The 25,328-nt window shown below is 35.2% G+C and carries 22 protein-coding genes; 11 read left to right on the top strand and 11 right to left on the bottom strand.

Annotation, left to right across the window (positions count from 1 at the left end; translation table 11 throughout):
- The first annotated feature begins 280 nt into the window (after positions 1-280).
- Together ACOOWA_RS05010 and ACOOWA_RS05005 are read left to right on the top strand one after the other, a co-directional pair.
- Positions 281-1,096, top strand: coding sequence for a DUF6597 domain-containing transcriptional factor (locus tag ACOOWA_RS05010; protein WP_421373660.1), 816 nt, complete (start codon positions 281-283; stop codon positions 1,094-1,096).
- 126 nt (positions 1,097-1,222) lie between these two features.
- Positions 1,223-1,705 (top strand): DUF6265 family protein, encoded by a 483-nt coding sequence (locus tag ACOOWA_RS05005; protein WP_421373658.1) that lies wholly within the window; start codon positions 1,223-1,225, stop codon positions 1,703-1,705.
- A 56-nt stretch (positions 1,706-1,761) separates the two neighbouring features.
- Here ACOOWA_RS05005 and ACOOWA_RS05000 read toward each other — a convergent pair whose 3' ends face one another.
- Entirely contained in the window at positions 1,762-2,304 is a 543-nt protein-coding gene (locus ACOOWA_RS05000; protein ID WP_421373656.1) for a DUF421 domain-containing protein, read from the bottom strand.
- Positions 2,305-2,345: 41 nt separating this feature from the next.
- On the opposite strand from ACOOWA_RS05000, the gene ACOOWA_RS04995 reads away from it, so the two are divergent.
- Positions 2,346-2,477, top strand: a complete 132-nt coding sequence (locus tag ACOOWA_RS04995; protein ID WP_421373655.1) for a hypothetical protein — start codon at positions 2,346-2,348, stop codon at positions 2,475-2,477.
- On the opposite strand, the gene ACOOWA_RS04990 is transcribed toward ACOOWA_RS04995, so the two are convergent.
- Both ACOOWA_RS04990 and ACOOWA_RS04985 read right to left on the bottom strand, forming a co-directional pair.
- A complete protein-coding gene (locus ACOOWA_RS04990) occupies positions 2,450-3,190 on the bottom strand; it encodes a hypothetical protein (protein WP_421373654.1) in 741 nt (246 codons plus the stop codon). The genes ACOOWA_RS04995 and ACOOWA_RS04990 overlap by 28 nt on opposite strands.
- A 195-nt stretch (positions 3,191-3,385) precedes the next feature.
- On the bottom strand, positions 3,386-5,035 hold the full coding sequence (locus ACOOWA_RS04985) for a helix-turn-helix domain-containing protein (protein WP_421373653.1): 1,650 nt from the start codon (positions 5,033-5,035) through the stop codon (positions 3,386-3,388).
- A 420-nt stretch (positions 5,036-5,455) separates the two neighbouring features.
- Here ACOOWA_RS04985 and ACOOWA_RS04980 point away from each other — a divergent pair, with 420 nt between their 5' ends.
- Positions 5,456-5,884 (top strand): MauE/DoxX family redox-associated membrane protein, encoded by a 429-nt coding sequence (locus tag ACOOWA_RS04980; RefSeq protein ID WP_421373652.1) that lies wholly within the window; start codon positions 5,456-5,458, stop codon positions 5,882-5,884.
- A 281-nt stretch (positions 5,885-6,165) separates the two neighbouring features.
- Positions 6,166-6,480, top strand: a complete 315-nt coding sequence (locus tag ACOOWA_RS04975; protein WP_421373651.1) for a hypothetical protein — start codon at positions 6,166-6,168, stop codon at positions 6,478-6,480.
- Between the two features lie 51 nt (positions 6,481-6,531).
- Here the strand turns inward: ACOOWA_RS04975 and ACOOWA_RS04970 are convergent, their stop codons facing one another.
- From ACOOWA_RS04970 to ACOOWA_RS04955, 4 genes are all read right to left on the bottom strand, one after another.
- Positions 6,532-7,908 (bottom strand): RagB/SusD family nutrient uptake outer membrane protein, encoded by a 1,377-nt coding sequence (locus ACOOWA_RS04970; protein ID WP_421373650.1) that lies wholly within the window; start codon positions 7,906-7,908, stop codon positions 6,532-6,534.
- Between the two features lie 26 nt (positions 7,909-7,934).
- A complete protein-coding gene (locus tag ACOOWA_RS04965) occupies positions 7,935-11,114 on the bottom strand; it encodes a SusC/RagA family TonB-linked outer membrane protein (RefSeq protein ID WP_421373648.1) in 3,180 nt (1,059 codons plus the stop codon).
- Between the two features lie 118 nt (positions 11,115-11,232).
- Positions 11,233-12,531, bottom strand: coding sequence for a TlpA family protein disulfide reductase (locus tag ACOOWA_RS04960; protein WP_421373647.1), 1,299 nt, complete (start codon positions 12,529-12,531; stop codon positions 11,233-11,235).
- A gap of 141 nt (positions 12,532-12,672) precedes the next feature.
- Entirely contained in the window at positions 12,673-12,954 is a 282-nt protein-coding gene (locus ACOOWA_RS04955) for a hypothetical protein (protein WP_421373646.1), read from the bottom strand.
- 753 nt (positions 12,955-13,707) lie between these two features.
- On the opposite strand from ACOOWA_RS04955, the gene ACOOWA_RS04950 reads away from it, so the two are divergent.
- Entirely contained in the window at positions 13,708-13,995 is a 288-nt protein-coding gene (locus tag ACOOWA_RS04950; RefSeq protein WP_421373645.1) for a helix-turn-helix domain-containing protein, read from the top strand.
- Positions 13,996-14,232: 237 nt separating this feature from the next.
- Here the strand turns inward: ACOOWA_RS04950 and ACOOWA_RS04945 are convergent, their stop codons facing one another.
- The 4 genes from ACOOWA_RS04945 to ACOOWA_RS04930 all read right to left on the bottom strand — a co-directional run bounded on the left by ACOOWA_RS04945 (position 14,233) and on the right by ACOOWA_RS04930 (position 20,986).
- A complete protein-coding gene (locus ACOOWA_RS04945; RefSeq protein ID WP_421373644.1) occupies positions 14,233-18,288 on the bottom strand; it encodes a hypothetical protein in 4,056 nt (1,351 codons plus the stop codon).
- A complete protein-coding gene (locus ACOOWA_RS04940; protein ID WP_216444842.1) occupies positions 18,285-19,334 on the bottom strand; it encodes a radical SAM protein in 1,050 nt (349 codons plus the stop codon). The genes ACOOWA_RS04945 and ACOOWA_RS04940 overlap by 4 nt, the downstream gene beginning before the upstream one ends.
- A 2-nt stretch (positions 19,335-19,336) precedes the next feature.
- Complete coding sequence (locus ACOOWA_RS04935) at positions 19,337-19,726, bottom strand: hypothetical protein (RefSeq protein ID WP_040996276.1); 390 nt, start codon at positions 19,724-19,726, stop codon at positions 19,337-19,339.
- Between the two features lie 438 nt (positions 19,727-20,164).
- Positions 20,165-20,986, bottom strand: a complete 822-nt coding sequence (locus ACOOWA_RS04930) for a hypothetical protein (protein WP_421373643.1) — start codon at positions 20,984-20,986, stop codon at positions 20,165-20,167.
- Positions 20,987-21,268: 282 nt separating this feature from the next.
- Between ACOOWA_RS04930 and ACOOWA_RS04925 the strand changes: the two genes are divergently transcribed.
- The 5 genes from ACOOWA_RS04925 to ACOOWA_RS04905 all read left to right on the top strand — a co-directional run bounded on the left by ACOOWA_RS04925 (position 21,269) and on the right by ACOOWA_RS04905 (position 25,286).
- Positions 21,269-22,252, top strand: a complete 984-nt coding sequence (locus ACOOWA_RS04925) for an SMODS domain-containing nucleotidyltransferase (RefSeq protein WP_421373642.1) — start codon at positions 21,269-21,271, stop codon at positions 22,250-22,252.
- On the top strand, positions 22,245-23,150 hold the full coding sequence (locus tag ACOOWA_RS04920; RefSeq protein ID WP_421373641.1) for an S-4TM family putative pore-forming effector: 906 nt from the start codon (positions 22,245-22,247) through the stop codon (positions 23,148-23,150). The genes ACOOWA_RS04925 and ACOOWA_RS04920 overlap by 8 nt, the downstream gene beginning before the upstream one ends.
- 362 nt (positions 23,151-23,512) lie before the next feature.
- Positions 23,513-24,172, top strand: coding sequence for a hypothetical protein (locus ACOOWA_RS04915; RefSeq protein WP_421373639.1), 660 nt, complete (start codon positions 23,513-23,515; stop codon positions 24,170-24,172).
- A 222-nt stretch (positions 24,173-24,394) separates the two neighbouring features.
- The gene (locus ACOOWA_RS04910; protein ID WP_421373638.1) at positions 24,395-24,907 is read left to right on the top strand and encodes a DUF1353 domain-containing protein; all 513 of its coding nucleotides are present in this window, start codon (positions 24,395-24,397) and stop codon (positions 24,905-24,907) included.
- A 49-nt stretch (positions 24,908-24,956) separates the two neighbouring features.
- Positions 24,957-25,286, top strand: a complete 330-nt coding sequence (locus ACOOWA_RS04905; RefSeq protein WP_421373636.1) for a DUF3892 domain-containing protein — start codon at positions 24,957-24,959, stop codon at positions 25,284-25,286.
- Positions 25,287-25,328: the final 42 nt, after the last annotated feature.

Genomic DNA, 25,328 nt, shown 5'->3' with positions numbered 1-25,328 from the left:
TGCGCCGGGTTAGTGATGAACATCTCACTTTTTGAGCCAGATAAACGTTTTGTGGTAACATTTTTGAGGCGGTTTTCAAAAAAGTGGCGCAATTTTTAAGCAGGATCAGTGTTGAGTTGCTTAGTTTTTGAGCCAGTCTTAGACTGACCTGTACACATTCTGCGCAGGTTTCAATTTTACCTGTACTTAAATCACGCAGGTTTATTATAGATTATCGATCAATCACTTTACGCGAAGATTGATTATATTTGAATTACTTTGAAGTTTTTAAAGACACCCAATGAATTACCAGACATTTGAACCGGATCAGAACTTGACAGCATTTATCAGATGTTATTGGATATTGGAAAGCCCGAAAGAAGAACCCCCTGAAAAGCAGACCATCGTTCCCGACGGATGTATGGAGATGATCTTTCATTATGGCGATCTATACAAACAATACTTGGATAATGGGAACAGCATTATCCAGCCCAGATGTTTTGTTATCGGACAACTTACGCGGCCACTTGAGATTCAGCCGACCGGCGAGACAGGAATTTTCTCTATCCGTTTTCATCCGGAAGGATTTTTGCCTTTTACCACATTTCCTATAAAAGAGATGGAAAATACCGCTGTTTCATTGGAAAAGCTGTTCGGAAATGATGGACTGGAAATTGAGCAACAGATCTTAAATGCCAATTCTACTACGGAGAGAATAAAGCTCATTGAAATATTTTTGCTGAATCGGCTGACTGACATCGAAACCATTGATCGCATTGTAAAATCAACCATAGAAACCATTGTAACAGCCAATGGACAGCTATCAGTTGACGAACTGTCCAGACAAACCAATCTTAACCGAAGACAATTGTTGCGTAAATTTTCTTCGGCCATCGGTTTGAGTCCCAAACAACTATCCAGGACGATCCGATTGCAGGCTGCGCTCAAAATGTTGCTGAATGATCAGTTCTCCAACCTCGCAAATCTGGCTTACGAAAACGAGTACTATGACCAGGCGCACTTTATCAAAGAGTTTAAAGAATTTACAGGATCTACGCCCAAAGAATTTTACGGTGGTCACCTTACGATGTCTTCGCTTTTTTACGGAACGGATTAGACTTGTCCCATTTTTACAATTTTAGTTTTAAAAAACATTGCAACTTTGTCATCTAAATTTTCGACAAAGAAGCCCTCCCGTGTTTGGAAATTAAATAAAATAACAATTATTCAATCAGCTAATATTATGAAAACAGGAGTAAAATTTTTTATTACAGTAATTAGTTTGGCTATTCTCTATGCCTGGACAATAAAGCAGACAAAAGACATTCAAAAAGCAGAATGGCTGATCGGTACTTGGGAAAACAAGACCCAAAGAGGCAGCCTCTATGAAACCTGGACTAAAGCTGGTAATAATGAACTTTTGGGGAAAAGTTATACTGTCAGAGGCAAAGACACGATCGTTTTTGAAAATATCCGGCTCGTGCAGGAAAATAAAAAATTGTTTTACATTCCCACTGTTAAAAATCAAAATGATGGTCTGCCTGTTCGTTTTGTTGCCAAAACTATTTCAGGAAATCAATTGGTCTTTGAAAATCCACAGCACGACTTTCCGCAGATCATTGCTTACACAAAAATCACTTCCGATTCATTGATCGCCGAAATTTCAGGAACAAAAAACGGACAGAAACGCAAACAGACCTTTCCTATGAAAAGAGTGAAAAAGTAAAAATGTAGACAAGCTTTTGTTAATTTGATAAATTAAAATATATAACTGCAAAAATTCTACAGATTGTCCCTTCCTTCACTGTCAGGGATATCAAGATCTTCCAAAGAACTTTTACCACCCGGAGTATCCGATTTTTTGATGACACTGATCTCTCCATTGAGCTCGATGACAACTGCCAAAACATCATCTAACATTTCAATTCCTTCCTGACGCACTACAGCGTTAATCTCATCAACCGTTATGGCCTCGGTGTTCATATTGTCTTTGAGGTATTTGCCTTTATAGAACAGTAAACGTGGAGAGGAATTGATCAGGTGCTCCATCTTATCGGATGTACTTGCCAATTTCGCAAACAGGTATTGTAAAGCTATTATCAGAAATAAGACCATTACACCTTCTGCTAAAGGAACCATCGCAAGCATCATATAGGCCAATGTGGAACCCAGAGCGACCGTGACCACAAAATCGAAAGCATTGAACTTAGCCAAGGTTCTTTTTCCTGAGATCCTGATGAAAAGGAATAGAATGATAAAAGAGGCGATGGTCATCAATGCGACCTGTCCAAGCTTTTCCCAATTTTCAAATAAGAGATCTTTCATTTACTATTTTTATCATTAGTGTTGATAAAATAATGCCAGAAATGAACTGGAATGAGGATAAGCTTCACACAAATGTTTATGGTGCAATCTCTTCCATCAAAGTTGTTTTTCCGACTCTATGGGAACCTGTAAAATCTAAAGAGTTTTATCTTCCACTCATATTCTGGTCATAAAAATCTGTGAATTTATTGATCAGGTCGTCTAAATTTTCTCTATTAAATTCTCCAAAGCCTAATGTCATAACGTGTCCTTCAAAATTATTTGATAAGACACGGTTGAAATTTTCGATATACGTATGAGCGTGTCCCTGCAACTGCAATTCAGCATTTATCATTTTTACCCAATGTTCTTCATCTTTATCATCTATCGAGTAAGTTAAATAAGGCAGAACAAAAGGAACGAATCTATCATATTGCTTATTCTTATGGGGATTTAAATTGTCATTTGGCCAAATCCTGAAATTCTCCAGTAGATTTAAATTTTCAGATCGAACAATTGTAGCAGTTTCATTTCTTGCAATTTCAGAAATAATTTTCCCTTGGTCCTGAGTATACAACCAAAACCAAGCTAAATCCCAGGCAGTAGCACCTTTATGATTTATTAAATTATAAGGATGAAATATTGAATCTATTGCGATATAACCTTTTCCATTACCAATCGTGTTTCTAATAATTTCTATTAAATCATTATGATTGGAGATTTTTTGCATAGGATTTCCATTAATGAATCCATAAATATAGTTCGACGTCCAATTTGATGGTTTATGGTATCCGTCATCAAGAATAGAATTTTCATTGATTTTTTCAGATTGTGAAATTGCGTCATCACTTTCTTTTAATTCATTTTCCTTTTTATGTTTTGTCTTGAAAAAGTCAAAAAATCCCATATTTATCCCTTATTTAATTATTCTTTAACATTCCAAATATACGCATTGAATCAATATCTATAGGTATTTCAGCAATTCAATCTTCCTCAATCTCTTGAATCAGAGAAAATCTGTGAAATTGATTTGGATGTCTAAAATATAGATTCCAGAAACTTTACGATTTGAGGAGTGTTGTAGACATCATCCAAACACAACTTAATTAAGATCTTCATTCGCAGCAAACTTTTCTCTGCACTGATGCTGATACTCTTGTAGCGACATACCATAGATCTCCGAAAACAGTTTTAGAAAGTTGGAGCGAGAGGCAATTCCGCATAATTTGGCAAGAACTTCAGTTTTCTGATGTGCTGTTGTAGGATCTTTCGCGAGCAGTTCGGCGATATACTTAATGCGCAACTCACTTAGGTAACGGTTAAAATGCATTCCTTTCTCTGTGTTAATATAGGCAGATAGATAATTAGCGTTTGTTCCTACTCTTATGGCAATTTTTTTCAAACTCAGGTTCGGTTTTAAAAACTCTTTTTCGTCTTCAAATTTCTGTAGATTCTTCCGAATTCTGTTGCGAATCTCTGCACTCAATGTGGATTTTGGCGGTGAGACATCAGTTTTTAATCTCTCAATATCAACACCCACACCCGCTAAGACCACATCGTATGTTTTCTCGGACTTCTTTTCCAGATAAGTGCTTATAGTGAATATAAGTAAGAACATAGAGACTGCTACAACGCCAACGAGAATATACCTGTAACGTTGTGTAATACTCGAATATTCAATATTTATCCGTTCGGCCTCAAACTGTATAAAAAGATGATGTGTGTCTTCTATGTTTATTTTTTCAATTTTGTGGAGGGTATTGGCAAAAGATAAGCTCTCATCTATATTTGATTTTTTACGGGCATTCTCCAGTAAAATGTTATAGTTTTCCGTAAGCTCAGGAAAGAAAAAATGGTATTTCTGATAAAGAGAATCAACTTTTCTAAAAAAACTAAAGGATTCTTGTTCTCGGTGCTGAGCCAATTTATTCTTTCCCAGATAAAAGTAGATCACTGATATCCCGGCAAAGTCATTTACCCTGACCAGTTCCGGTTGTGCACGATTGAGATCGGCAATACTTTGCTCGTAATTTCCTTTACGGAATTTAGAAATGCCTTCTGATTTAAAAAAACAACTCCTCAACTGGACGAAATCTAAATCTTTGGGTATTTCCCTCTTGCCTATTTCAATTAAGCGGTCGGCACTATCATCATCTCCCATTTGCTGGTAGCAATAGATAAGTTGATGTAAAGTATTATAATAGCCTTTGCGCATATTGTACAGGATATCTGGGGAATTACTTTTCAAAATTTCCTGTCTAAAGAATGCAGAACAGGCCTCAAATTGACTGACCGCTTCATTATAATATCCCAGATAACTCTTCATTACACCCAGGTGATATAATATATTATACTTTATGTATGGACTAGTGCTATATCTGGCGTAGGATAACGCTTTTATATAATCATCCAATGCAGGTTGATAGTCTTTAAAAATAAAGTAAGACACAATTCCCCTTCCAAGATAAGCAGAGGCAATAAGATCGTTATTACAACTATGCTGAGCGGAAGTTATTGCACTGTCTGCATACAGCTTTTTGCGGTATCCTGATGGCTCAAAATGTAGGGCATCATGGTATGCATATGTTAATTCGGAATAATTTTTTTCTTTTTTCGCGAGGGCAATTAAAAGGTCAACGTAAGAAAGTGCTGTAGTATCATTAACCTTCTTGTAATCGTACTTTTTTCTGATTTGATGATAGGCCACATTGTCTGTACTCTGCGCAACCCATAATTCCGCAGTGGAAACCAAAAGCAATATGAACAACCTGAACATCTGCACGTTATCTTCATTTTATTAAAACCTTTTATAAAATTACATTATTTTTTATGGAATATCCAACTGTTTGTAAACTACATAACCAAAATACCATCCATTACGGTTCTTATTCACACAAAATAACATTTGATGTGCTGAATAAGCATCATTTGTCTTTTTGAGCACAATGTCTAATTCCAACTTATAATCACTTTTATGAAAAAACTATAGCCTACAGCTATGCCGCTCTGGGATTTTGATACAGAGGATCAGTTTATAAACTGGCATCAGACATAGGAAACAGGCATCGTAAATCATTTTTTTTGTTGAATTTCTGTTTTACATTTGATCAGTAATTGTAAGAAAAATAGACATATACTTTACACAGAATACTGTCAACAATAAACTAATGTCATGAAATATTTTAAAAAAATAATACCATTTGCGGTAAGCATTTTCTTTGTTATTCTCTTCTGCTATGCAGCTATCAGTAAGATATTGGATTTTGAAAATTTTCAAGCCCAGATTTCAGCATCACCTTTATTGAATAAATTATCACAATTCCTGCCTTACACTATAATCATTGTTGAATTTCTTATTGCAGGATTATTATGTTACCGGAAAACCAGAACTATTGGACTGATAGGAAGCCTTGTTTTGATGCTCATCTTCACGGTATATATCACTTTACTGCTAAGGACAAGTAAAAATCTCCCTTGCTCCTGCGGCGGAATTTTGGAGAAAATGAGTTGGCAACAGCATTTGTATTTCAATATTGGCTGTGTCGTCCTTACTATTATTGCTTTAGGTATAAATCTAAAATACAGCAGGCCTGCTGAATAAGTATGTTACCGTATTATTTACGGATGATCGATCGTGACTGAATTTGTAATTAATGTTCAACCTTACAATTAGACAGCCGAAAGCTGTTTAACAACCGACAATTTTTAATGTATTTACCAACCACAATTTGTCCGGGAACACAAAGAATGCGGTATAATGGTACGACAAGTTTTTAAAACTATGGGTACAACAAGTAATTTTTACCGGTTCATCCATAATTCCCAGACAAGTTTCTAAAGTTTTTAAGGTAATCTTTTTTGATGTATAAAAAGACCGCAATTATGAAATTCAACCAATTTTTAAAAGTTAATGCGGTAGCCATTGCTGCCGTGATATTCTCTGGGGCTGTAATGTCCTTTAAAGTAATGGAGAAAAAGTCTGCTGACAAACAGTATTTTTACAACAGCAGTGATGTGTCAGAAGGTGCATTCGCTGAAGTCGCCAACTGGCAGGAAGGAACAAGCCCATCCTGTATTACTTCAGGAAACAGACCTTGTTCGATGACCGTTCCGGAAGGAAGCAACCTGAGTGATGTGATCGACGGGCTGACCAATGCCCAGGTTCTTGCGATTCACCCAAGTGAAAGAAGACCGTAACTGATCATTTTTTAACAATGAAGGGCTGGAAAATTTCCAGCCCTGTTTTGTTTATCTCGGATTCTGCGGCATTCCGCTCAGCGTTATGATATCTTCCGGAATGGCGATCGCATAGCGAGGGTCGTTCGGTGGTAACGTATAAGTTTGTCCTTTTACCATTCTTGTCAGCGTAATATTAGCCCCATCGCGGTTATACCGTTTGAGGTCTGGCCACCGGAGCCCACGGATCAGAAGCTCTTTCCGTCGTTCCTTCAGAACAATATCCAAAGCCTCCGACTGCGAATTGGCAGTTATAGGAACAAAGGTTCCGGTTTTCCAGCGTTTAATGAGAAGATTGTTAAGATCATTCAATCCCTCCTGAACCCGGTTTAACCTAATCTTGCATTCAGCTGCCATCAGATACAACTCATCGGTAGCAACACTTACGAGCGGACCGTTGGCATTATTATAATACGCCTTGAACAGCACTTCATTGGCAGCATTCTTTCTGAAGAATACACTCTTCCGCAGATCATTATTATCGTACATCTGGTAAATGTTGTCAGGGATTTTGGCCGGAATCAAATGGTATTCATACTTCATCGCTGCCCAGAGCAGAACCTCTTTGTTCAATTCGGCAACAGGATAATCCGCATTAGGATTCAGGGTATTGAAATCCATCAGCTCGCTATTGATGTTTAGTGCCGCTTCCGTTTTGCTGAGCGCTTTCTCATAATCTCCCATAAACAGATAAGTACGGGCTAATAGACCATAAGCCGCTGCCTTTGAGATCCGCATTCCGGAAATTTGTTTTGGTAACAACAATGGAATGGCAGTCTGAAGGTCACTGATAATCTGCTCGTAGGTCTGCTGTACCGTTGACCGCACTGACGGAATATTCATATCCGGATCTAATCTTAGAGGAAGTCCCAAGTCTATTCCTGCGGTTTGAGGATTATAAGCTTTACACCAGACCTGCGCAGCATCAAGGTAGCGGAAGGCACGCAAAGCCAACGCCTGACCCCTGATGTTATCAGCCTGCTCGCCGGTATAGTTCTTATCCTTCATATTGAAGAGTACGGCATTACAGATATAGATGCTTCGGTAACAGGCTGACCAGTCATTTCCGGAGGAAACCGGAGTAGCCACATTGTCCGGCATCCAGATATAAAGGCGTTTGGATGCCTCGAAGCTTAATGCATTATAATCTGCATCCGTCAGGTAATAGTCATCCGAGCTTGTTTCACCGCTAGAGGCAAAATCGACATTCAGAAAACCATAATTGTTGAGCAGCATCTGGTTGTCTTCCAGCTTATCAGGCGTGGCCAGCTTCAGGTCTGACTTTTCGTCTAAAAAATCACTGCAACTCAAAACGGATAGTATTACCGGTATTAGCACTGATAATTTAAAGAGTGTTTTTATTATGTTGATTGTCTTGATCGTTTTCATATCTCTGATTTTTTAATTTTATATTTTTAAAATTTAGCTTTCAATCCTAAAGTATACATTACAGGAGGCTTTACCACATAGCTGCCTAGATTAAAATCAGGATCGATCCCGCTTTTGCTTTCCTGCCATAGGATTCCCAGGTTACTGATATTGGCGTAGAGCTGTAAGGCTTTTAGCGGCATTTGCTGCCACTGCTTTTTGTTTATCTCATAGCCCAAGTTAATGTATTGCAGACGTATATGGTCACCTTTCTCAATCAGAGCCGCTGAACCTGCATAAAAGGCATCCCGGTTGGAGTTGGTTTGATACTGATTGGAAGGCACATCGGTAAATACTTCGTCTCCTGGTTTCTGCCATCGTAAGGCATAATCGCTGTGCCCAACCCAATCTTTAAAAAGGCTGGTGTAATTGATCGATGGCCTTCTGAAATAATACCCCAGCTTATAGGTGATCCCTACATCCAAAGTGAATTGCTTATAAGAAAAGGTATTAGTCAAGGAACCGTACACCGTAGGAATGGCAGAACCAAAATATTGCAAATCCTTCACATCAGCTCCCATTATCTTGGCGTAATCCTTACTGACCTCGCCGTTCAGATAACCTCTGGGGTCACCATTCTGAGGATCAAGCCCTGCCCACTGGTAAGCGAATATGGAATAGATCGGCAAGCCTTCAATGCCCGAAATGGGAACACTTGACAATACAAAATTCCTGGCAATGGTACTGCTTGGATAGTATTTCGTCACCTTGTCCTTGTATGTGCTGAAATTAGCCGTGGTCTGCCAACGGAATGCTTTATTGATGTTGATGGTCCTTAATTCCACATCAATACCGCTCCCTTCAATACCTGCAACATTCCATACCAGGCTGGTTAATCCTATTGTATAATCCAGCGGAACCTGGCCGAAGAGGTTTTCTCCTTTTTTACGGAAATATTCTACAGAGCCGGAGATCCTATTGTTGCGGGTGGCAAAATCCAGTCCTGCATTGATCATCCTTACCGTTTCCCATCGAAGCTGTGGATTGTAATAATTGTCAAATCTAGCCATCTGTTCCTGGGTGTAGGTAGAAACACCCAGTATGGCCATTGTGGTCACGGCAACCATTGCAGGGTTGATATTGCCGTTATAACCGTAAGAGCCTCTGAGCTTGAGTTCAGGCAGCCAGCTAAGCGGATAGAACTTCTCATTAGAGACATTCCAGGAAAGTCCTGCCGACCAGAACGGATTCCACTGGTCATTGGTCTTTAAGCCGAACAGGTTGCTGGCATCTCTTCTGGCACTTCCGGAAATGGTATAGCGGTTATCAAAGGTATAGGCAGCATTGGCATATATGGATACAAAGCGATTGTTGGTTTCCCGCAGGGCATTAAGGTTATCAATAAAGGAAGTACCACCCGTGATCAGTGGGTATTTATTTTTAAAGTCCACCGTACCGAATGAAAGGTTGTTCGAATCATAGCCGTAGTATCTGGTATTGACCGATTGGGAATTGGCATCCCGGACCTCTCCGCCGGCAATGGCTGAGACCTGATGTTTTCCAAATCCTCTGTTGAAATTCAGCTGACCACGGAAATTGTTGATGAGCAGCTGTGAGGTAGTTTTATCCAGTATGCTGCCTTTCGGAACGTTATAGGTCAGACTGCCGTTGGAATTGATGACCGTGAAGCGGTTGACATAATCCCTGACATAGTAGCTTTCTTCATCATAAAGACTGTTGGATAGACCGGTAGTTCTCTGGTACTGGTATTTCAGATCAGAATCAAATCCCTTCAGGATCTTGTAGTTCAGTCCCGCATTGAGGATAATCTCCGAGCTTCTGCCTGTTACTGAGAAATGCTGCCAGTCGGTCAGCGGGTAATAGTTCCAGTCCAGTAATTTTCCATTCCCCAATCCTGATTTGTAGCCCTGCTCAAAAGATTTTGAGACGATGAGCGCATTACCGTTCGCGTCTGCCATTTCCATATAGGGAACCGCATTGGTCTTCATAATAATACTGCCGTAGGCGCTTCTTCCGTTTCGGGTCGCTGAATGGGTAAAGAAGATCCCGGTGTTCAGGGTAAAGTTCTTCAGGGGTTGCCAGCTGTTCTGGAAACGAAGGTTCATACGCTGGTAGTTCTCACCGAGGTTTCCGGTATTGTCATCGTATCCTAATGAAGAAGTCCACGAAAACTGCTGTGCACCGCCAGCCATACTCAGTGAATACTGCCTGTTGTCCAATGGCTGATACATATACCTTTTGAATTGGTCTCGTGAATCAATACCTTTTAGTCGTTCAATTTCCTTCTGAACGGTTTCGTGAGAAAGGAGGCCTTTTTTTTCCTTGTTGAGAAGATCGACAACCGGAGAAAGGACGGGATGGCTCGACGAGTTGATATCGGTGTTATAAAAGTTCTTTTTAAAAAGCTCTTGCTCCACATCGATAAAATCTGCGCTGGAAATGACTTTGAGGTAATTCAGATCCGGTTTGGGGCTTGTTGTGAGAAAGGTATTAAAATCCACCGTGATCGGCTGATTATATTTTGCTCCCTTAGTGGTAATGACAATGACCCCGTTGGCAGCTCGTGCTCCCCAGATGCTCGCAGCTGCCGCATCTTTGAGAATGGTGATGTTCTCAACAATATTGGGATTGATATTGCTGATGTCGCCTTCGTATGGAAAATTGTCCACAACGATCAGCGGGGCTTTCGGTCCCTGAATCGTGCTGAGTCCTCTGACCATAATCTGCGGCGTTCCCTGGGAAGTCCCCCGGCTGATCACAATGCCATTCGCAGTGCCAGCCAGGCGGTCAAGGATATTGGTGGAGACCTGTGTGTTCAGGGCGGTCTTACCTACGGCGGAGAACGAACCTGTGGACCGCTCTTTCGATATTTTCTGATATCCCGTTGTCAGTACCACTTCATCGATCTGTGCCACTTTCTCTGATAGGTAAATCCTCAAAGGTTCTGGAAGTGGCAGTTCCAAAGGAAGTACCTTTTCTTCATAACCTTTACCGAGAATAACCAGGCTGATTCTTTTTTCGTCTGTACTGAGGCTGAATTTTCCGTTTTGGTCTGTTGTGGTGGCGGTTTTGGTATTCTGTATGGCTACCGTTATGCCTTTCACCGGCAATCGGGTGGTTTCATCCAAAACGCTTCCCGTAATTATCTGCTGCGCCATTATGGGAAAAGCAAAACAGGTGGCGGGAAGCATTAATAATTTCTTCATAGTTTGATATAGTTTTGAGTTGTTGATAATTCAATGAAATATTTAAATGTTAACCTTAGAATCAAGTAGATCAATGATCCAATTTGTTTGACGATGGATAGATGACAGATAATTTTCATTATTGAATATCTTTAATGACCATCATCAATAGATTACGTTCTGCTAGGATCAGGTCAAGGTCATATTTCTGAAGTTCTTTCCTGAGTGTCGGGATATCCTTGATGCCGGAGACTTCCAGATCTACATTTCCTGTATAGCCGGTCTCATCGACAAAGATTTCTTTAATGGGAATTTCGCCGTTCAGCATATTGATCATATTTCTGAGCGGTGCGTTTCTGAGGATGGATGGTGTCCGTGGAAAGGTGGAGCGTTTGTCCCCGCCTTTGCTCGCCAGCTTATCTTTCTGACTTGTTCTTATTAATATCAGGCATTGTACAGGTCTCTTTTCCAGTGTTACGGTGTAGCCGGAATAGCGGTTGATATCTTCCAGCATATATTGATAAAGCGCATCAGCCATACTTTCGGGAATGATGAATTCGTAGTTATAAAGATTAGAGGTATCATTGGAACCGTCTGCTTTTTGTTGAAGCACAAGTTTTTGGGGTTCTTTAACTTCAATGAGCATTCTTTTACCTGTAAAGGATTCTTGAGATTGCTGTCTGAACAATTCAAAACCGATGGCATAATACATATCCCAAAGAGGAAGGTTGGTAAATTGTCTGCCATTGATCGCTCCGGATGCTGTGGTCCGGAATGTTCCGCCTGAGCCTATGTCGGGAATGGGGCCTTTGGCAAAGAATGAATAATTGAGGAGCTGGATATTTTTCTGACGGTCATAATCCTCGGAAAGCATCAAGGGACGTTTTCTGTCCATTTGAATAATGGTCTGCAATGAAGATTGCTTTCCATCCAGGATCTCATTAATGGTCTCTTCGGTAAGCTGCGTTGCATCGGTTGTACTCAGTAGTTTTCCATCCTTGATCCAGATGATAAACGGTACACCGGCGTGCGGAAAAAGCTGATGAAAGTAGGAATCGTTATAAACGGAAGTCAGAGTGTTATACTTCTTTCCATTTTGAGACACAAAGAATTTTTCCAGTGCCGGCTTGTCCTGATTGCTTACCGGAAGTATCCTGATTCTGTCCCCGAACTTCTGTTGCAATGTAGTTATCTTAGGAATATTCATCAGGCAGGCACTGCACCAGGTGTTCCAGAAGTCTATTAGAATTAATTTGCTTTTATCTTCTGAAAGATTTAATGTTTTCTGTGAGTGGTTGACTACAGGAAGAGAGGTTGTCCAAAAACTTTCGGGAAGATGTTCTCCGACTTTAACAGACTTGTTCTGTGCAAAGGATGTGGTAGCCGCCACAAGGGTAAAAAGAAGGGACAGGATTCCCCTGCAAAAGATATTTTTCATACTTTTGAATAGGTTTTTAATAATTATTAATCACTCATTATGCTCTTTCCGTTTGGTCGCCAAACTCTTGCGGAAAGGGCTTTCTTATTTTTAATAGGGGGTAATTCTAGGTACTGTTTTCCATTCTCTGATTTTTAACGGTTATTGACTCTTTGGGATTCTTCTTTCAAGGATAAGGTGTGCAGCATCCAGCATTTTGGTAAGATGGATGTAAGTACTGATAAGGTTGCTCTGTTCAGCATTTTTAAATACACCCATTGAGAAATAGACTACGATAGCTATATAGTAATCAAAGTCCTTAATGCTGTATTCGGCAAAAGCCTTTCTAAATACCAGAGTTGGGTTTAGATATTCATCATCAGAAAGAGAAGCCTGCATCAATGGAGAGGAATTCTCAGAATCAGTATTCATTTTCCAAGTCATTTCCTTCAACCTAATTGCATAACAAGCCCGCACAAAAGACCGCAAGACCTGATGAAAATGAAAGATCGCCGAAGAATCCTCATTAATCGCTGTTTTCTTTTTCCCGGCATAGATCATAATATTGTTGAGCATCTGTTTGGCGGTAACCAGGTCATTAAAATAGAAGAATAATTCAATAAGTTTTATCCCGGAATGTTTCCTACTGCCGGACCAAAACCGAGCTTCAAAGTCTACCCTTTTATTTTTCAATCGTTTTTGTATTTACTTTGTTTAATGACCGCATAGGAGGAAGCCTTGGAGTCTTTCTTACAAAGCTCCCCGCCCATACAAGCCAAAAATTAATATGAATGAAATTGTGTCCCGTGAAAGCTTAAAGCCGCAATGGTTGCGCTGCCATTGTATCTGTCCTAATCTGATACTGTATTTTGTAAAAGCAGCTTAGAGAATTGTAGAGATAGCGGACTGCATAGGAAATAAAAACGGCGTGGAACTCTACTTACCGTATCAGAGGTACTGCCATACCCTTTACCACGAATAAGAGAGCCCACGCCAAAGCGTGAGCATTCTACTTATCCTCTCGTGGTAAATGAAAATTGGCAGTTTTCTGATACGAGATTCTAAGCGAATAGCTTCTAATATTTTGAAGTATCGCAAAGTTACATTTAGGTAACTTATTTCACAAATATAATAATATTTTTCGACATGTGACAAATATGTCAATGATATTTTTGACAAATATGTCACTTTTATTTAATGAAATATATTGATGACAAATACTTTATCGCACTTGCTGATCACATAAAATCCATACTTGAAGATAAAAAAATTGATATTGTTGATTTAGCAGCAGCCGCTAATCTCGATAGAAGGCAAGTTTATAGATTGTTAAATAAAGAAAATGTTCCAAAATTATCAACATTATTACGTATTTCTTTAGCGGCGGGAATTGAGCCGCAACAACTTTTTGCACTAAAATTTGATTTTGAAGGTTATATGAAAGAAAATAACATACTTACGGTTACTAAAAAAAAGAAAAAATAATAATGCTATAAATTTTCTCATTCCTAAAATGTAGAGGACACTCAGAACTCAGAAAATTCAGAGAAAATCCAGATCGTATATTTGGATTCTTAATGCTATTAAAAACAATAACCATGAATAAGACTATTGAAAATTATTTTATAAATCATTATCATTATAGGTAAGGTAATTGTTAAACTAACAGTATGGTGACTTGCTAAAAAATGTAAAGAGTCTTTTTTTCTAAACTTAGACAACTTAAATTATTTTCATCAAACCATACTGCAATAGTTTTCGTAAATCTCTATAAGTAGGGTTAAGTTTATTCTCACTATATTTTCCAAATTCACCATACTTTGATACAAATTGATACCAAACCAATTCTTTTTTCTGTTGTTCAATAATACTTTCAAGAAATTCCTTTTTTATATAATATAGCTTTGCTGATTCAGTCCAAATGAACTTAGTTACTTGCTCATTTTTTGAGTTGTAAAAAGATAAATCTTTCGGATTGAAATAAAATTGATTGATATTGGAAATTTTAGGATTTAAAAATGGAAAACTTGGATTCTGATACCGGTTATTTGACCAACCTGACCATCTGTATTCCCAAACGAGCTCATCCATTTCAAATTCTTCTTCACCATAACTTCGGTCTGTATTTTTAACAAATTTGCTCCAATTGATTTCTCCTGCATAAATATTATAGAAAGAATTGCTATCACCAGAATAATAGCTTCCGTTTTCAATACTTTTTTTAAACTTATTGATTTTACTTTTCGATGTCAAAAATGAATGTGTAAACAAATTAAATTGTGTATCATTTTCTTTCCCTTTCTGATTAATAGATGCAGAAAGTAGCACCCATTCTTCATTCGTGAAAAGTTTGTGTATATAGTAAGAATCTATAAAATCGTTATCATCAGAATCAATCCATTCTTGCACTTCTTCTTTGCTGGAAGGAAAAAAACAATTTGCTATAATTTGATTTCGCACTGCACGTCTTGGAAAAGTTGGGTCATAACGAACGTCTAAACACCTGTATCGGTTCTTGTCACCTGACTTAAGTCTATCATCTAAAAATACATAGCCTACAAATTCAAAGTAAGACTGCCAAAGGTATTTTTCTGCATAAAATTTAATTTTAGAACCATATCCATACCTGTAATTTTTCTCTTCTTTAAACTGCTTATTAATTGAGTCAAAAAGTTTTTCGTTATAGCCATTCTCCTTTACTCTCTTTAAAATAAATTCTATGCAATCACTCTCCGAAAAAGTGTTATGTCCTTCGTAACTACTTGTTGAAATTCCTGCTATTTGATGTTTAACAAAATCGTACATATCTACACCTGAAAGCGAAGCATTAAAACGAGAATAAGCTTTCCCATTCTGAGATTTGGTGGGCTTCTTTGTAGAAATTCTAAAATTACCTTTATTAAATTTAATTTTTTTTCGATAGTCAAGTTTGAAGTTTTCATAGGCGAATTCGGTAATTGTTAAAATATACTCAATTACTCCAATATGAGTATTTTTCCAATTAGGCAAAAAATCACTTATCATAAGCTTGAGCGCATTCTCAGTCAAGTCTTTTTCTCTCACAGCCAACAAAGTTCCGCATATGGATGCAATAAGTGATTCTATTGCATTTGCATCTTTGAAATCAAAACATTGTTTGCAAAATCGAAACAATTGATTAGGAAAAGACCGCCCAATTAAATATAGGTTTTCGGTAGCAAAGTCCCTAAGAATTTGATTTGTAGATACTGTGCTAATGAATGAAATGTAGAAACATTCTTCCGCTTCAATAGCTGTTAATTTTTCTCGTAATGAAGCTTTATTGATTGCTTCTAACAAATCATAAGTTGTTGCATTATTTTTCCGTATAATTTCTGTCCAAAGAATATCGATCTCCGTTTGCTTTAAATGAAGTAAAACAGACATTGTAAATAATGAGAGCCCGTGAACTTTCTTTTGAAATATATTTTCGTATAGTTTGCTCAAAAGAAGGTTATGGTTAATATCATCCTTTGTCGATTTTGAAAATATTTTTCTTAATTTTTCTTGCCCTGAAGTATTACCAATATAGTAATCAATATTTCGGTAGCTAATTTCTAAAGTTGTCGTATTGTCGAATAATTCAAAAAACTCTACACCATATCTTGAAGGTAAAAGATACAATAATGAAATCATTATATCTTCAGCCAAAGGATGTGCATTATCTTCAGTAAATAGTTTGTTCTGAATATCGTTTTTGTTTAGCCATTCTTTCGCATCATCTGCTGTTTTAGCATTTACTAATAAAACTTTTGAAGCAATAAGATAGCCTGCCACTAAATCGTAGGCAAACTGAATTTTCTCGTTATCAGTTTCATCCAAATTTCTTTGAAATAGACAAAGACCTTCATCCAAAATTTTGTCCGCTATTGTTCCTGCAAGCGTATCACTATTGGGAGAAATAATGGAAACGAAATCAACAATATCAATATCTCGGGAATTGTCATTCCATAACTTTTCACACACCTGCGAAACTCTAGAATTGATGTTTTTTTTACTTAAGTTATCATCATCGGTAACTTTTCTGATGATGTTATCATAATACTTATCGAAACTTTGAAAAACATTGTCAATGGAAATATTAATATTTCTACTTCCTGTATTAGCTTCAGAAAATATTTTCAATAAAAGAGGATGGTTGAATAAGTCTTTATTAAAGTTCCAGGATGTCGGAACTATGTCATATTTATTGAAGTACTTAGGTACGGCCGATTTTTTTTGTTTTTCCGTAAGCCCCTCCAAAACAAATGTATTTTGAATATCAGTTATGCTATTCTTCTCAAAGATTGAATTAATATACCTGTCTCTGCAAGTTGTGATCAGGCATACATAATCAAGCTTTTTAATTTCAGTTATGATGTCATAAATGTTTGTTCTCCAAATTTCTTTGTAGGGGTTACTTTCATTTAGCCCATCAATAATTATTGGTATTTTAAAGCCCTTAATAAAACCCAATGTATTAAGAGCCCGCAAAAATTGTTTAAAATCATAATACCTTTCTAATCCCAAAGATTCTAATGCTATTTTTTGAGGGAAATCAGATTTCCTAAAATTTGAACCCAGAAATAGAACTGCCGGAATATTTTTTTCAATACAGGTTTTAGCTATATTACAAGCAATGTTTGTTTTGCCATAACCAGCACTGCTAAGAATATGTACCTCTTTTTGATAAATTAAGTCTAATAATTCTACAAGTGGGGTTGGTATTGTCTTATGATTATGGATTCTTCTTTCAAAGTTTTCAACTGTAACAAAATGACTATGTAAAAGATGTATCTGTTCAATGATGTCTTCGTGACGCCAGTCGTATTGCTTTTCTTTTTTGCTTTTCGCCCACTTTCCATCTTTAATAGTTTTGTTTAATTTATCTGCATATGAACGATACGTTTTAAGATAAGATTTAATCTTTTCATCTAAATCTCTACACTTTTCAATACTTAATTTTGAATCCAAAATAATACAGACTTCATCAAGAGTATTGCAAATGAAATCGATTAGCGCCAAAACATCTTTAGCATAATCTGCGTTTAAAAATGATTCTAAATCTTTTCTCTCTATATTTTTTTTTGAGCTTTTAATATCATCCTGTATATATGTACTTTTAAGTTCAATTTCTTTATAAATCTCTTTGTAGTTAAGTAAGTACAGGATTTCTTCATCGTAATCCGAAGGGACATAGAGGTCAGTATCAAACTTTGTATGTAAGTGTTGTATTTGCTGTTGCGTGTATTCTTTTACAAGGTCAAAACTTATAAAATTTGTATTAAAATAATGATGAAATAATCCTCCAAATTTTGAATGTTCACTGGATAAGAAGTTCTTAAAGGTCTCTTTATTCCAATGCAAAATTTTTGATTTTGATGATAACTTATTTAATGATGTTTTTAATTCTTTAAATGCACTTTCTTTAAAGCTTGCTGGTGTACAAACAATCCACAACTTAATATTAGGATGTTCTTTTAATGTGGTAGCAAAATTATTCTCCAGATGTGTTCTTCTTTCCTTCGTAAGACTCGTGTTATCTTCGGTATTATACCACCACTTAACCTGCCATCCTATTTCATCTCCAGCTCTGAGATTTAACTCTGGACAGTCTGTATGAAGTAATAAGTAAAATTCAGAACCTGGGGTATTATAAAAATTATCAAAATATCCATACTTGGAATAACGGAGGTAAGCGACTTGAAAACAAAAAGATTCAAAACTTATGTCTTTAGCCTGTTGGTTACTATCAAATTGACTCCATAAAATATTAATCATACTAATGCCTCTGCCTTATTTTCTGTTTTACACAAATTGATCTGGCTATAATATGGACAACCACCTCTACAGTTACTACTATTTTTACAGGTTCGTTCACAAGTATTCACTTGTGCACTTCGATACGTTTCCCAATGACCATTCCATATATCAGAAAAACTTTTTTCTCTCAAGCTGTATGTGTCTCTATTATGATTTGCAAAAGAACACGGTTTTACATTTAGATTCTCATCCACATAAGCTGAAAAAAAGGCACATTCGCAAGGCTCAATAAAATCAATTGTAGTATTTGTAAAGTGCATCAACATTGGCATAAAACACGAATCGAACCCAATATTTAGATTGCAGGAATGTGCATCCACCAATTTGCAGAATTTTTTCAAATCATCATTCAGCTGTAAACACAAATCTTCTTTGCCTCTTCCCATAGGCTTAAACGTCAGAAATATAATTGAGTTAAAACCTTTAAGTAGGTTATTATATTTTCCCTCCAGAATCTCAATTCCTTGCTTTATGCTTTTCTTGTCAAGTATGAAATGAATGTTTGTTTTAATTCCTTCTTCAATAAAAATATGCGCCTTGGATAATGGTATTGATCGAATATTTGGATAAGAAATGGCAACTGCACCAACAAGTGGTTTTATTTTTTCGGCTATATCTTTTGTGATATGCATTGCATTTGTAGTAAAATTCGGGACTACATTATATTTTCTTGTTACTTTTAATATCTCAATGAAATCAGGATGTTCTAATGGCTCACCGCCACCTAATGCCACCTGAAAAACATTTCCCCAACGCTCATGATTTAATGATTGAATTACACGTTCGTAGTCTTCTAAACTCATAAAAACATTGTTAGGCACACTGTCCCTATAACAAAAGGTACAACCCTTGGTGCAGTGATTAGATATCGAAATATCAACCAATTCAGGCATAGGTGCTCGATAAGGATCATCATTGACTGTTTTTCCCCATCGCATTGTTATACCTGATTTTGGGTCAGCTATAAAATTGTATTCTTCACTGTGTCTTCTAATCAAGTTCATAATTAATAAGTTTGTGTTTGAGTTACTCCAAATCCATAAATTTTCCCAAGCTCACCTTTCATTATATACTCCCCATAAATATATTTCCAAATCTCTTCATCATCCATTTGAGACAAATCCACTTCTTTTCCTTCTGCTTCTATCCATTCTTTTGTGTTTGTATCTCCGTCAGTATTGAACTCAATTTTCTTGTAATAAATGTCTTCATCTCCAAGATATACTCTTGTTCCATTCTCAAGAAGATCTTCTTTTACAAAATCTCTGATTTTAGCAACTTCCTTATCTGTGTAACTCCCAAAGGCTCTTTCCATGGTTTCTAAAAGCTCTTTCTTCATCGTTATGATATAGCTTACAGAACTGCTATTGGAAACAAAATCATTTCTTATTTTCATAATTATAGTTTTAAAATGTTTAAACTTATATACTTGTTTGATTTATATGAATTAGTCCGATAATTTCTTCAAATAATAAGTAGTTTTTATTACCAACTTAAATCTATAAATCCTCCCCAGAATTGTTATAAAAAGTTTTAATTTATTTCAAAATTAAAAATAAGAATTTTAAATATAAAATGACAATTAACTTGTTATGCCCGATTTTGTATATCATTTATATTTTAGTGTTGGATTAATTCTATTCTTTAAAGCAGAAGATAAGAAGTAATTAAAAACTTATATTATAACTAGCAGTAATGAAGTTAACAACAGTATAATTTACGCGAGCTATCATGTAATAAATATTTAGTTAAAATCTTAGAAGACAATCCATTCAAAATTACTATAAGTGATTTTAAAATAAAGTTAGATTAATTTTTATATTTGAATATATTATCATTTACCATATTCCATTCCTCGACCGTATCCATAACCATCTGACAATTCAATTTGTGTGAATCCTTTTTCATGTATCATATCAAAATATCCTAATGTTTCAAATTTTCTAAACCACACATCATTAAAAAGAACATAGGTCAACTTCATTTTTTTATTACCCTTACCAAAAACCTTAACTGTAATATCCAAACTTCTGTCGAGTAATAAATTTCTAAGATCCTTTCCGTATTTTAATCTTGCTTCGGATTCTTCTGCAGCTTGCTTCTTATCTAAATCAGCAATCTGTTTTTTACCGATTAAATTTTCATTCTTTATTAACGAATCCTTGGTCTTTTCAATTTTGCCTTCAAATTTAGATCCTTTGGTTTTTTTAGCGAGGCCGGTAAATCTTATAATTTCAGTATCAACAAAATATTTCTTAGATTTCAAGATATAATATGCATTTTCAACTTCATCCGAAAGGCTTTTAACAGTAATTGCACGTTGATTTAAAATTTCAATTTCATTTTTTGTAAGTCCCAATCGCTTGATTTCATTTTCTTCCGCTAATTTTTGGGCTGAAACTCTTTCTATTTTTTGTTTTTTCTCTTTTTCAGCTGAAATTTCTAATGACGATTTATAAAAAAAATTAATATAGATTATTGAAATAAAAATCATAGCTAAACCTAAAGTTAAAACTAACTGCCTCAATTTTTCTGTTAGCCTAAGGTTTTGTGCTTCACTATTTTTTGGAAACTTATTTTGTGTAGATTTTATTACTGCAGAATTTATAAGAAAAATCGTAAATAAAAATATAAGAATTATTGTTAAAGTTATCATAGTAGTAAAATAGTTTTAGTTAATGTAGTTGCCCTGATTAGAAAGTGCTATTAATTTTTTTTTCAAAATTAGATAGAATTAGTATTTGAAAATTACGGTAATCCGTAAAGTCATTTTCGAGTATACCAAACTTGAGCTTAAATAGAATTTATAAAATAAAAATCAGTGAAAATACTGATTGTTCATTCTATGTTGGTCTTTATTTTTGCTGTTTACGGAAAGCCGTAAAACTAAATGTGAAGAAGAGAGTAAATTTGACTTATCAATTATATTAATAATACTATGCCGCAAACAGTAGATTCTGCATTCAGTGAATTTAATAGGGATTCTGTCAATTTAAATCCCGATAGAACAGTAAAAGCTATCTCTAGCCGAGAGTGGCTCTGGGGACAATTAAATACATTAGATTCAAAAGATAATTTAGATTTCCCATTTAAATATCAAGATAGACATATTAAATATGGGTCCTTTTCAAGAAAAACAAAAATTAGAGAACTTGATGATATTGATATTATGTTCTGTTTTACAGCGGATGGTGCTACATATCTTCAATCTGGAACTACATATTATATTCAAACACCAAACGCAGGTGAAAGATTGAAAAAATTATCAGATGGTGATATTTTAAATTCCAGAAAAGTAGTTAACAAAGTGAAAAATTCTCTCTCAATAATTGAGCATTATAAATCGGCTGACTTACACTCAAGAGGTGAAGCAGCAACATTAAGTCTTCAAAGTTACGAGTGGGTTTTCGATATTGTTCCTTGTTTTTATACCGATACAAATCTTTATTTAATACCAGATGGAAGTGGTAATTGGAAGGCTACTGATCCTCGAATAGATCAAGAATTGGTCACATCAACCAATCAGAATTATAATGGTAGATTATTACAACTCATAAGAACATTAAAATATTGGAATAAGCATAATTCATCTTATACAATAGGATCGTATCTATTTGAGCAATTTGTAATCAATTTTGTAAAAACAAAAACTGAACTATCACAATGGATTGATTATGATATTAAAGACTTTTTTAATTATTTAGCGAATAATATTTTTTACAATGTTGATGACCCAAAAGGTATCCAAGGGAATTTAAATAACCTTACTTTTGATCAAAAAAATTCTATTTCAGAAAAAGCTAATTGGGCATATAATAAATCTTTGGAAGCAATAACCGCAGAAACTTCGGAAAAAAATCAGGAAAAAGCTATTAATAAATGGCGTGAAATTTTTGGATCAAAATTCCCAATTTATGGATAGAGGTAAAGACATATTAGAAAAACAAAATTCTGAAATAAATATAGATAGACTTCTTGCGCAAAGAAGGTTGTATTCTAATGCAAAAAAAGTTAATTACTTTCTTATTTCACTCACGGTGTTTGTTCCGATTATAATTTCGTTAGTGACAAACTTTTCAAAAATCAAAATAGACGAAAGACATTGGATTTATGTTTTATTTACAGTGATTGCAATCGTTTTAGAAAAAATTTTTGAAATATATATTGATAGATGTAAAAAAATGGCTGCATCAATACAAGAGGATTTTGATACAAACATATTTCCTTTAAAAACTAATGAGTTGTTAAATACTACGTTTGTTGATACTGATATAATTAGAAGATATTCAAAAAAGGATAAAAATAATCCTCAAAAAATTGAAAAAGTGACAAATTGGTATTCAAAAGAGATTGAAAACATAAGTACAAATGTAGCTATACTTTTTTGTCAAAGAATGAATATTTGCTATGATCAAAATATTAAAAAGAAATACAACCAGCTTCTTATTGCCTTATCGATGGTGACTTTTATTACATTGCTAGGTTTATCCTTATTTGATAATTTATCACTAATGAAGTTTATGATTGAAGTTATTCTACCTTCGATTCCAATCTTTACTTTTACTTATAAAGAATATAATACCAGCTTAGAATCTGTAGATAATTTACAAAAATTAAGAGAAATTATCGAAGATAATTTGAAAGAAATATCAATTAACTCGTCTATTGATACAGAAGAACTTAGAAGAATACAAGACAGAATTTATCAAAACAGGATTTTAAGTCCTCTGATTCCTGACTTCATTTATATTTTTTTATGGACAAAATTAGAAGACCAAATGAATTATTCTGTCAAAACTAAAATTAAAGAGTTAAGCTAAGCTACTGCCGAGATGTGATTCATAAAAAGTCTTTATCTGAATAAGAATAAAACAATTATCATAATTTCACAACGAAAGAATTTATCACATCGGATCAGCCTTTGATTAATTTAGAGAAGGACATAAAAGATATCAATAGCAAAGTAATAAACTTTAGGGTTTACTATGCGTTAAATCCGCGTGTAGCATTAATTATTCATTATGCTAAAAAACCAAAAGAAAAAAACTGATGAAGAAGAAATAAACGAACTGAACTCATATATGCTTACAAACTCTGATTATTTTATTTTTCCCCAAACAACCGAATTGCTGGAATATTACAAGACTTGTTTATAAAAATTAATTCTTAGAAACAAAAATAAATGCAGAACCTTTTTCAGAACTTTAAAATATTATTAGAAGAAAGATTGGACAGAAAGCCTCTATTGTCAATTGGTGAAGATTCCATAAGATATGATTTTTTTGTAAGTCTAATGGACACCTATAAATTTAGGGCTTCTCAAATTCAAATTGAAGTTCCTATTAATCACCAGTGTTTTATTCCAGCAAAAGACAAAATATCCTATAGAAATGAAAAGCCATTGATAGACTTAGTGGTTGATGAAAATGATTTCAAACTATCTGTTGAGTTTGGTTTGTTTCGCCAAAACAGTAATGAACTTGAATCCATTAATAAAACTGCTCGTCTGGTAAAGCTCTTAAATGATATGGTACGTATAGCTTTGGAATCCTATTTTAACAAAACAAACGGATTATTTATTTGTGTTGCAGATAGTAAAATGATAGGTCATCAAATAAGAAGTAAAATCGTAAATAGATTTCCTGCCGACTATATCATAACAAATGATATTATAGATCATCAGCTTAAGCAGAAAACCAATAATTTTGACAAAAGGTTTCTCAATGTTTTTCAACCACTTAATAGAAATATTGAAAGCAGACTAATTTATAATGAAAATCTTACCGCAAATTATATAGAAAAAGAAACAAAACTCTTAATATGGGACGTTTGTTTAAGATAGAAAATACTTCAGAAAGGTAATGACTGTAAATTAAGTAGATACAAATTCCAACAGTAATCAAAATATAAATTGCTAATTTTTAAAACTTTACCTACAAAATCCACAAAAAATACTAACTTTGGTTAAAACTAACCAACCATGAAACTTATTTTACTACTGCTATTTTTCCCACTGGTCTTAAGCAGCCAACAAACAATAGATAAATTTATTGGTGACGTCACTGTGCAATGGCTCAATGATGGAAGATCGATGAAGCTAAAACATGAATTTAGTTATATAGATCCGAACGGAAAGCTCTGGAAAGTTCCTAAAAATACTATTGTTGATGGCGCTTCAATTCCACAAGCATTTTGGACAATAATTGGAGGACCTTATGAAGGTAAGTATAGAAATGCCTCTGTTATTCATGACTATCATTGCGATAAAAAAACAGAGAATTGGCAGGATGTTCACTTGATGTTTTATCATGCTTGCATAACAGGAGGTACTTCCATAACTAAAGCAAAAATCATGTATGCTGCTGTATATGCAGGAGGTCCGAGATGGGATGTCACCATATTGAAAAGTGGAAAAGAAAAAATCATAACGACTACTACGGCGACTACCAGCAGCAATGAGATGAAAGAAATTTCTGAGTGGATTGAAAGTACTAATCCCTCATTGGAAGAAATAAATAGCAGATTAGATGGTATTGTTGTAGAAACCACCACAAATCGAAAACAAATAAAGATCTGATTCTTCAATCATTACAAAAAGACACTAATTTAATAAATTAATAATTTAAATGGCACATTATGCAATATCTGGTGTTTGGAAAGATGCTAATAATGTAATTACACATTATGCCGTCCATACAGTTAACATCACGGAGAACACTTTCCAGAAAGCTACTAAATATACAAAAGCCCAGGCAGTTCAACTTCTCGATAGCTCGCTAAATTCTGCACAAACTCTTATTTGGAATTACAGTACAGAAAGGTGGAACTGGGGATCAAAAATTGAGGTTGTTGGGTCACATAATAATAGGTATTTGAGAACAGTTCAAGACTCAACAGAACGAAATAATTTGGCTCATCTTATAAATTATGGATGGATTACCAACAATTTCACATAACAGTAATTATAAAAAATATAGAACTATAAAAACTAATTCATG

Source organism: Chryseobacterium sp. GP-SGM7 (assembly GCF_049166575.1).
Classification (GTDB): domain Bacteria; phylum Bacteroidota; class Bacteroidia; order Flavobacteriales; family Weeksellaceae; genus Chryseobacterium.
The sequence above is the reverse complement of the archived record's forward strand: the minus strand, read 5'-3'. Positions and strand labels throughout refer to the sequence as shown.

What these genes read in the sequence shown, in the direction of transcription:
- ACOOWA_RS04975 (WP_421373651.1), top strand. Translation starts at nt 6,166, where the DNA reads ATGAAATTCAACCAATTTTTAAAAGTTAATGCGGTAGCCATTGCTGCC.
- ACOOWA_RS05010 (WP_421373660.1), top strand. Translation starts at nt 281, where the DNA reads ATGAATTACCAGACATTTGAACCGGATCAGAACTTGACAGCATTTATC.
- ACOOWA_RS04905 (WP_421373636.1), top strand. Translation starts at nt 24,957, where the DNA reads ATGGCACATTATGCAATATCTGGTGTTTGGAAAGATGCTAATAATGTA.
- ACOOWA_RS04935 (WP_040996276.1), bottom strand. Translation starts at nt 19,726, where the DNA reads ATGAAAATAAGAAATGATTTTGTTTCCAATAGCAGTTCTGTAAGCTAT.
- ACOOWA_RS04960 (WP_421373647.1), bottom strand. Translation starts at nt 12,531, where the DNA reads ATGAAAAATATCTTTTGCAGGGGAATCCTGTCCCTTCTTTTTACCCTT.
- ACOOWA_RS05000 (WP_421373656.1), bottom strand. Translation starts at nt 2,304, where the DNA reads ATGAAAGATCTCTTATTTGAAAATTGGGAAAAGCTTGGACAGGTCGCA.
- ACOOWA_RS04965 (WP_421373648.1), bottom strand. Translation starts at nt 11,114, where the DNA reads ATGAAGAAATTATTAATGCTTCCCGCCACCTGTTTTGCTTTTCCCATA.
- ACOOWA_RS04940 (WP_216444842.1), bottom strand. Translation starts at nt 19,334, where the DNA reads ATGAACTTGATTAGAAGACACAGTGAAGAATACAATTTTATAGCTGAC.
- ACOOWA_RS04915 (WP_421373639.1), top strand. Translation starts at nt 23,513, where the DNA reads ATGCAGAACCTTTTTCAGAACTTTAAAATATTATTAGAAGAAAGATTG.
- ACOOWA_RS04930 (WP_421373643.1), bottom strand. Translation starts at nt 20,986, where the DNA reads ATGATAACTTTAACAATAATTCTTATATTTTTATTTACGATTTTTCTT.
- ACOOWA_RS04955 (WP_421373646.1), bottom strand. Translation starts at nt 12,954, where the DNA reads ATGACTTGGAAAATGAATACTGATTCTGAGAATTCCTCTCCATTGATG.
- ACOOWA_RS04920 (WP_421373641.1), top strand. Translation starts at nt 22,245, where the DNA reads ATGGATAGAGGTAAAGACATATTAGAAAAACAAAATTCTGAAATAAAT.
- ACOOWA_RS04950 (WP_421373645.1), top strand. Translation starts at nt 13,708, where the DNA reads ATGAAATATATTGATGACAAATACTTTATCGCACTTGCTGATCACATA.
- ACOOWA_RS04970 (WP_421373650.1), bottom strand. Translation starts at nt 7,908, where the DNA reads ATGAAAACGATCAAGACAATCAACATAATAAAAACACTCTTTAAATTA.
- ACOOWA_RS04990 (WP_421373654.1), bottom strand. Translation starts at nt 3,190, where the DNA reads ATGGGATTTTTTGACTTTTTCAAGACAAAACATAAAAAGGAAAATGAA.
- ACOOWA_RS04945 (WP_421373644.1), bottom strand. Translation starts at nt 18,288, where the DNA reads ATGATTAATATTTTATGGAGTCAATTTGATAGTAACCAACAGGCTAAA.
- ACOOWA_RS05005 (WP_421373658.1), top strand. Translation starts at nt 1,223, where the DNA reads ATGAAAACAGGAGTAAAATTTTTTATTACAGTAATTAGTTTGGCTATT.
- ACOOWA_RS04995 (WP_421373655.1), top strand. Translation starts at nt 2,346, where the DNA reads ATGAACTGGAATGAGGATAAGCTTCACACAAATGTTTATGGTGCAATC.
- ACOOWA_RS04925 (WP_421373642.1), top strand. Translation starts at nt 21,269, where the DNA reads ATGCCGCAAACAGTAGATTCTGCATTCAGTGAATTTAATAGGGATTCT.
- ACOOWA_RS04980 (WP_421373652.1), top strand. Translation starts at nt 5,456, where the DNA reads ATGAAATATTTTAAAAAAATAATACCATTTGCGGTAAGCATTTTCTTT.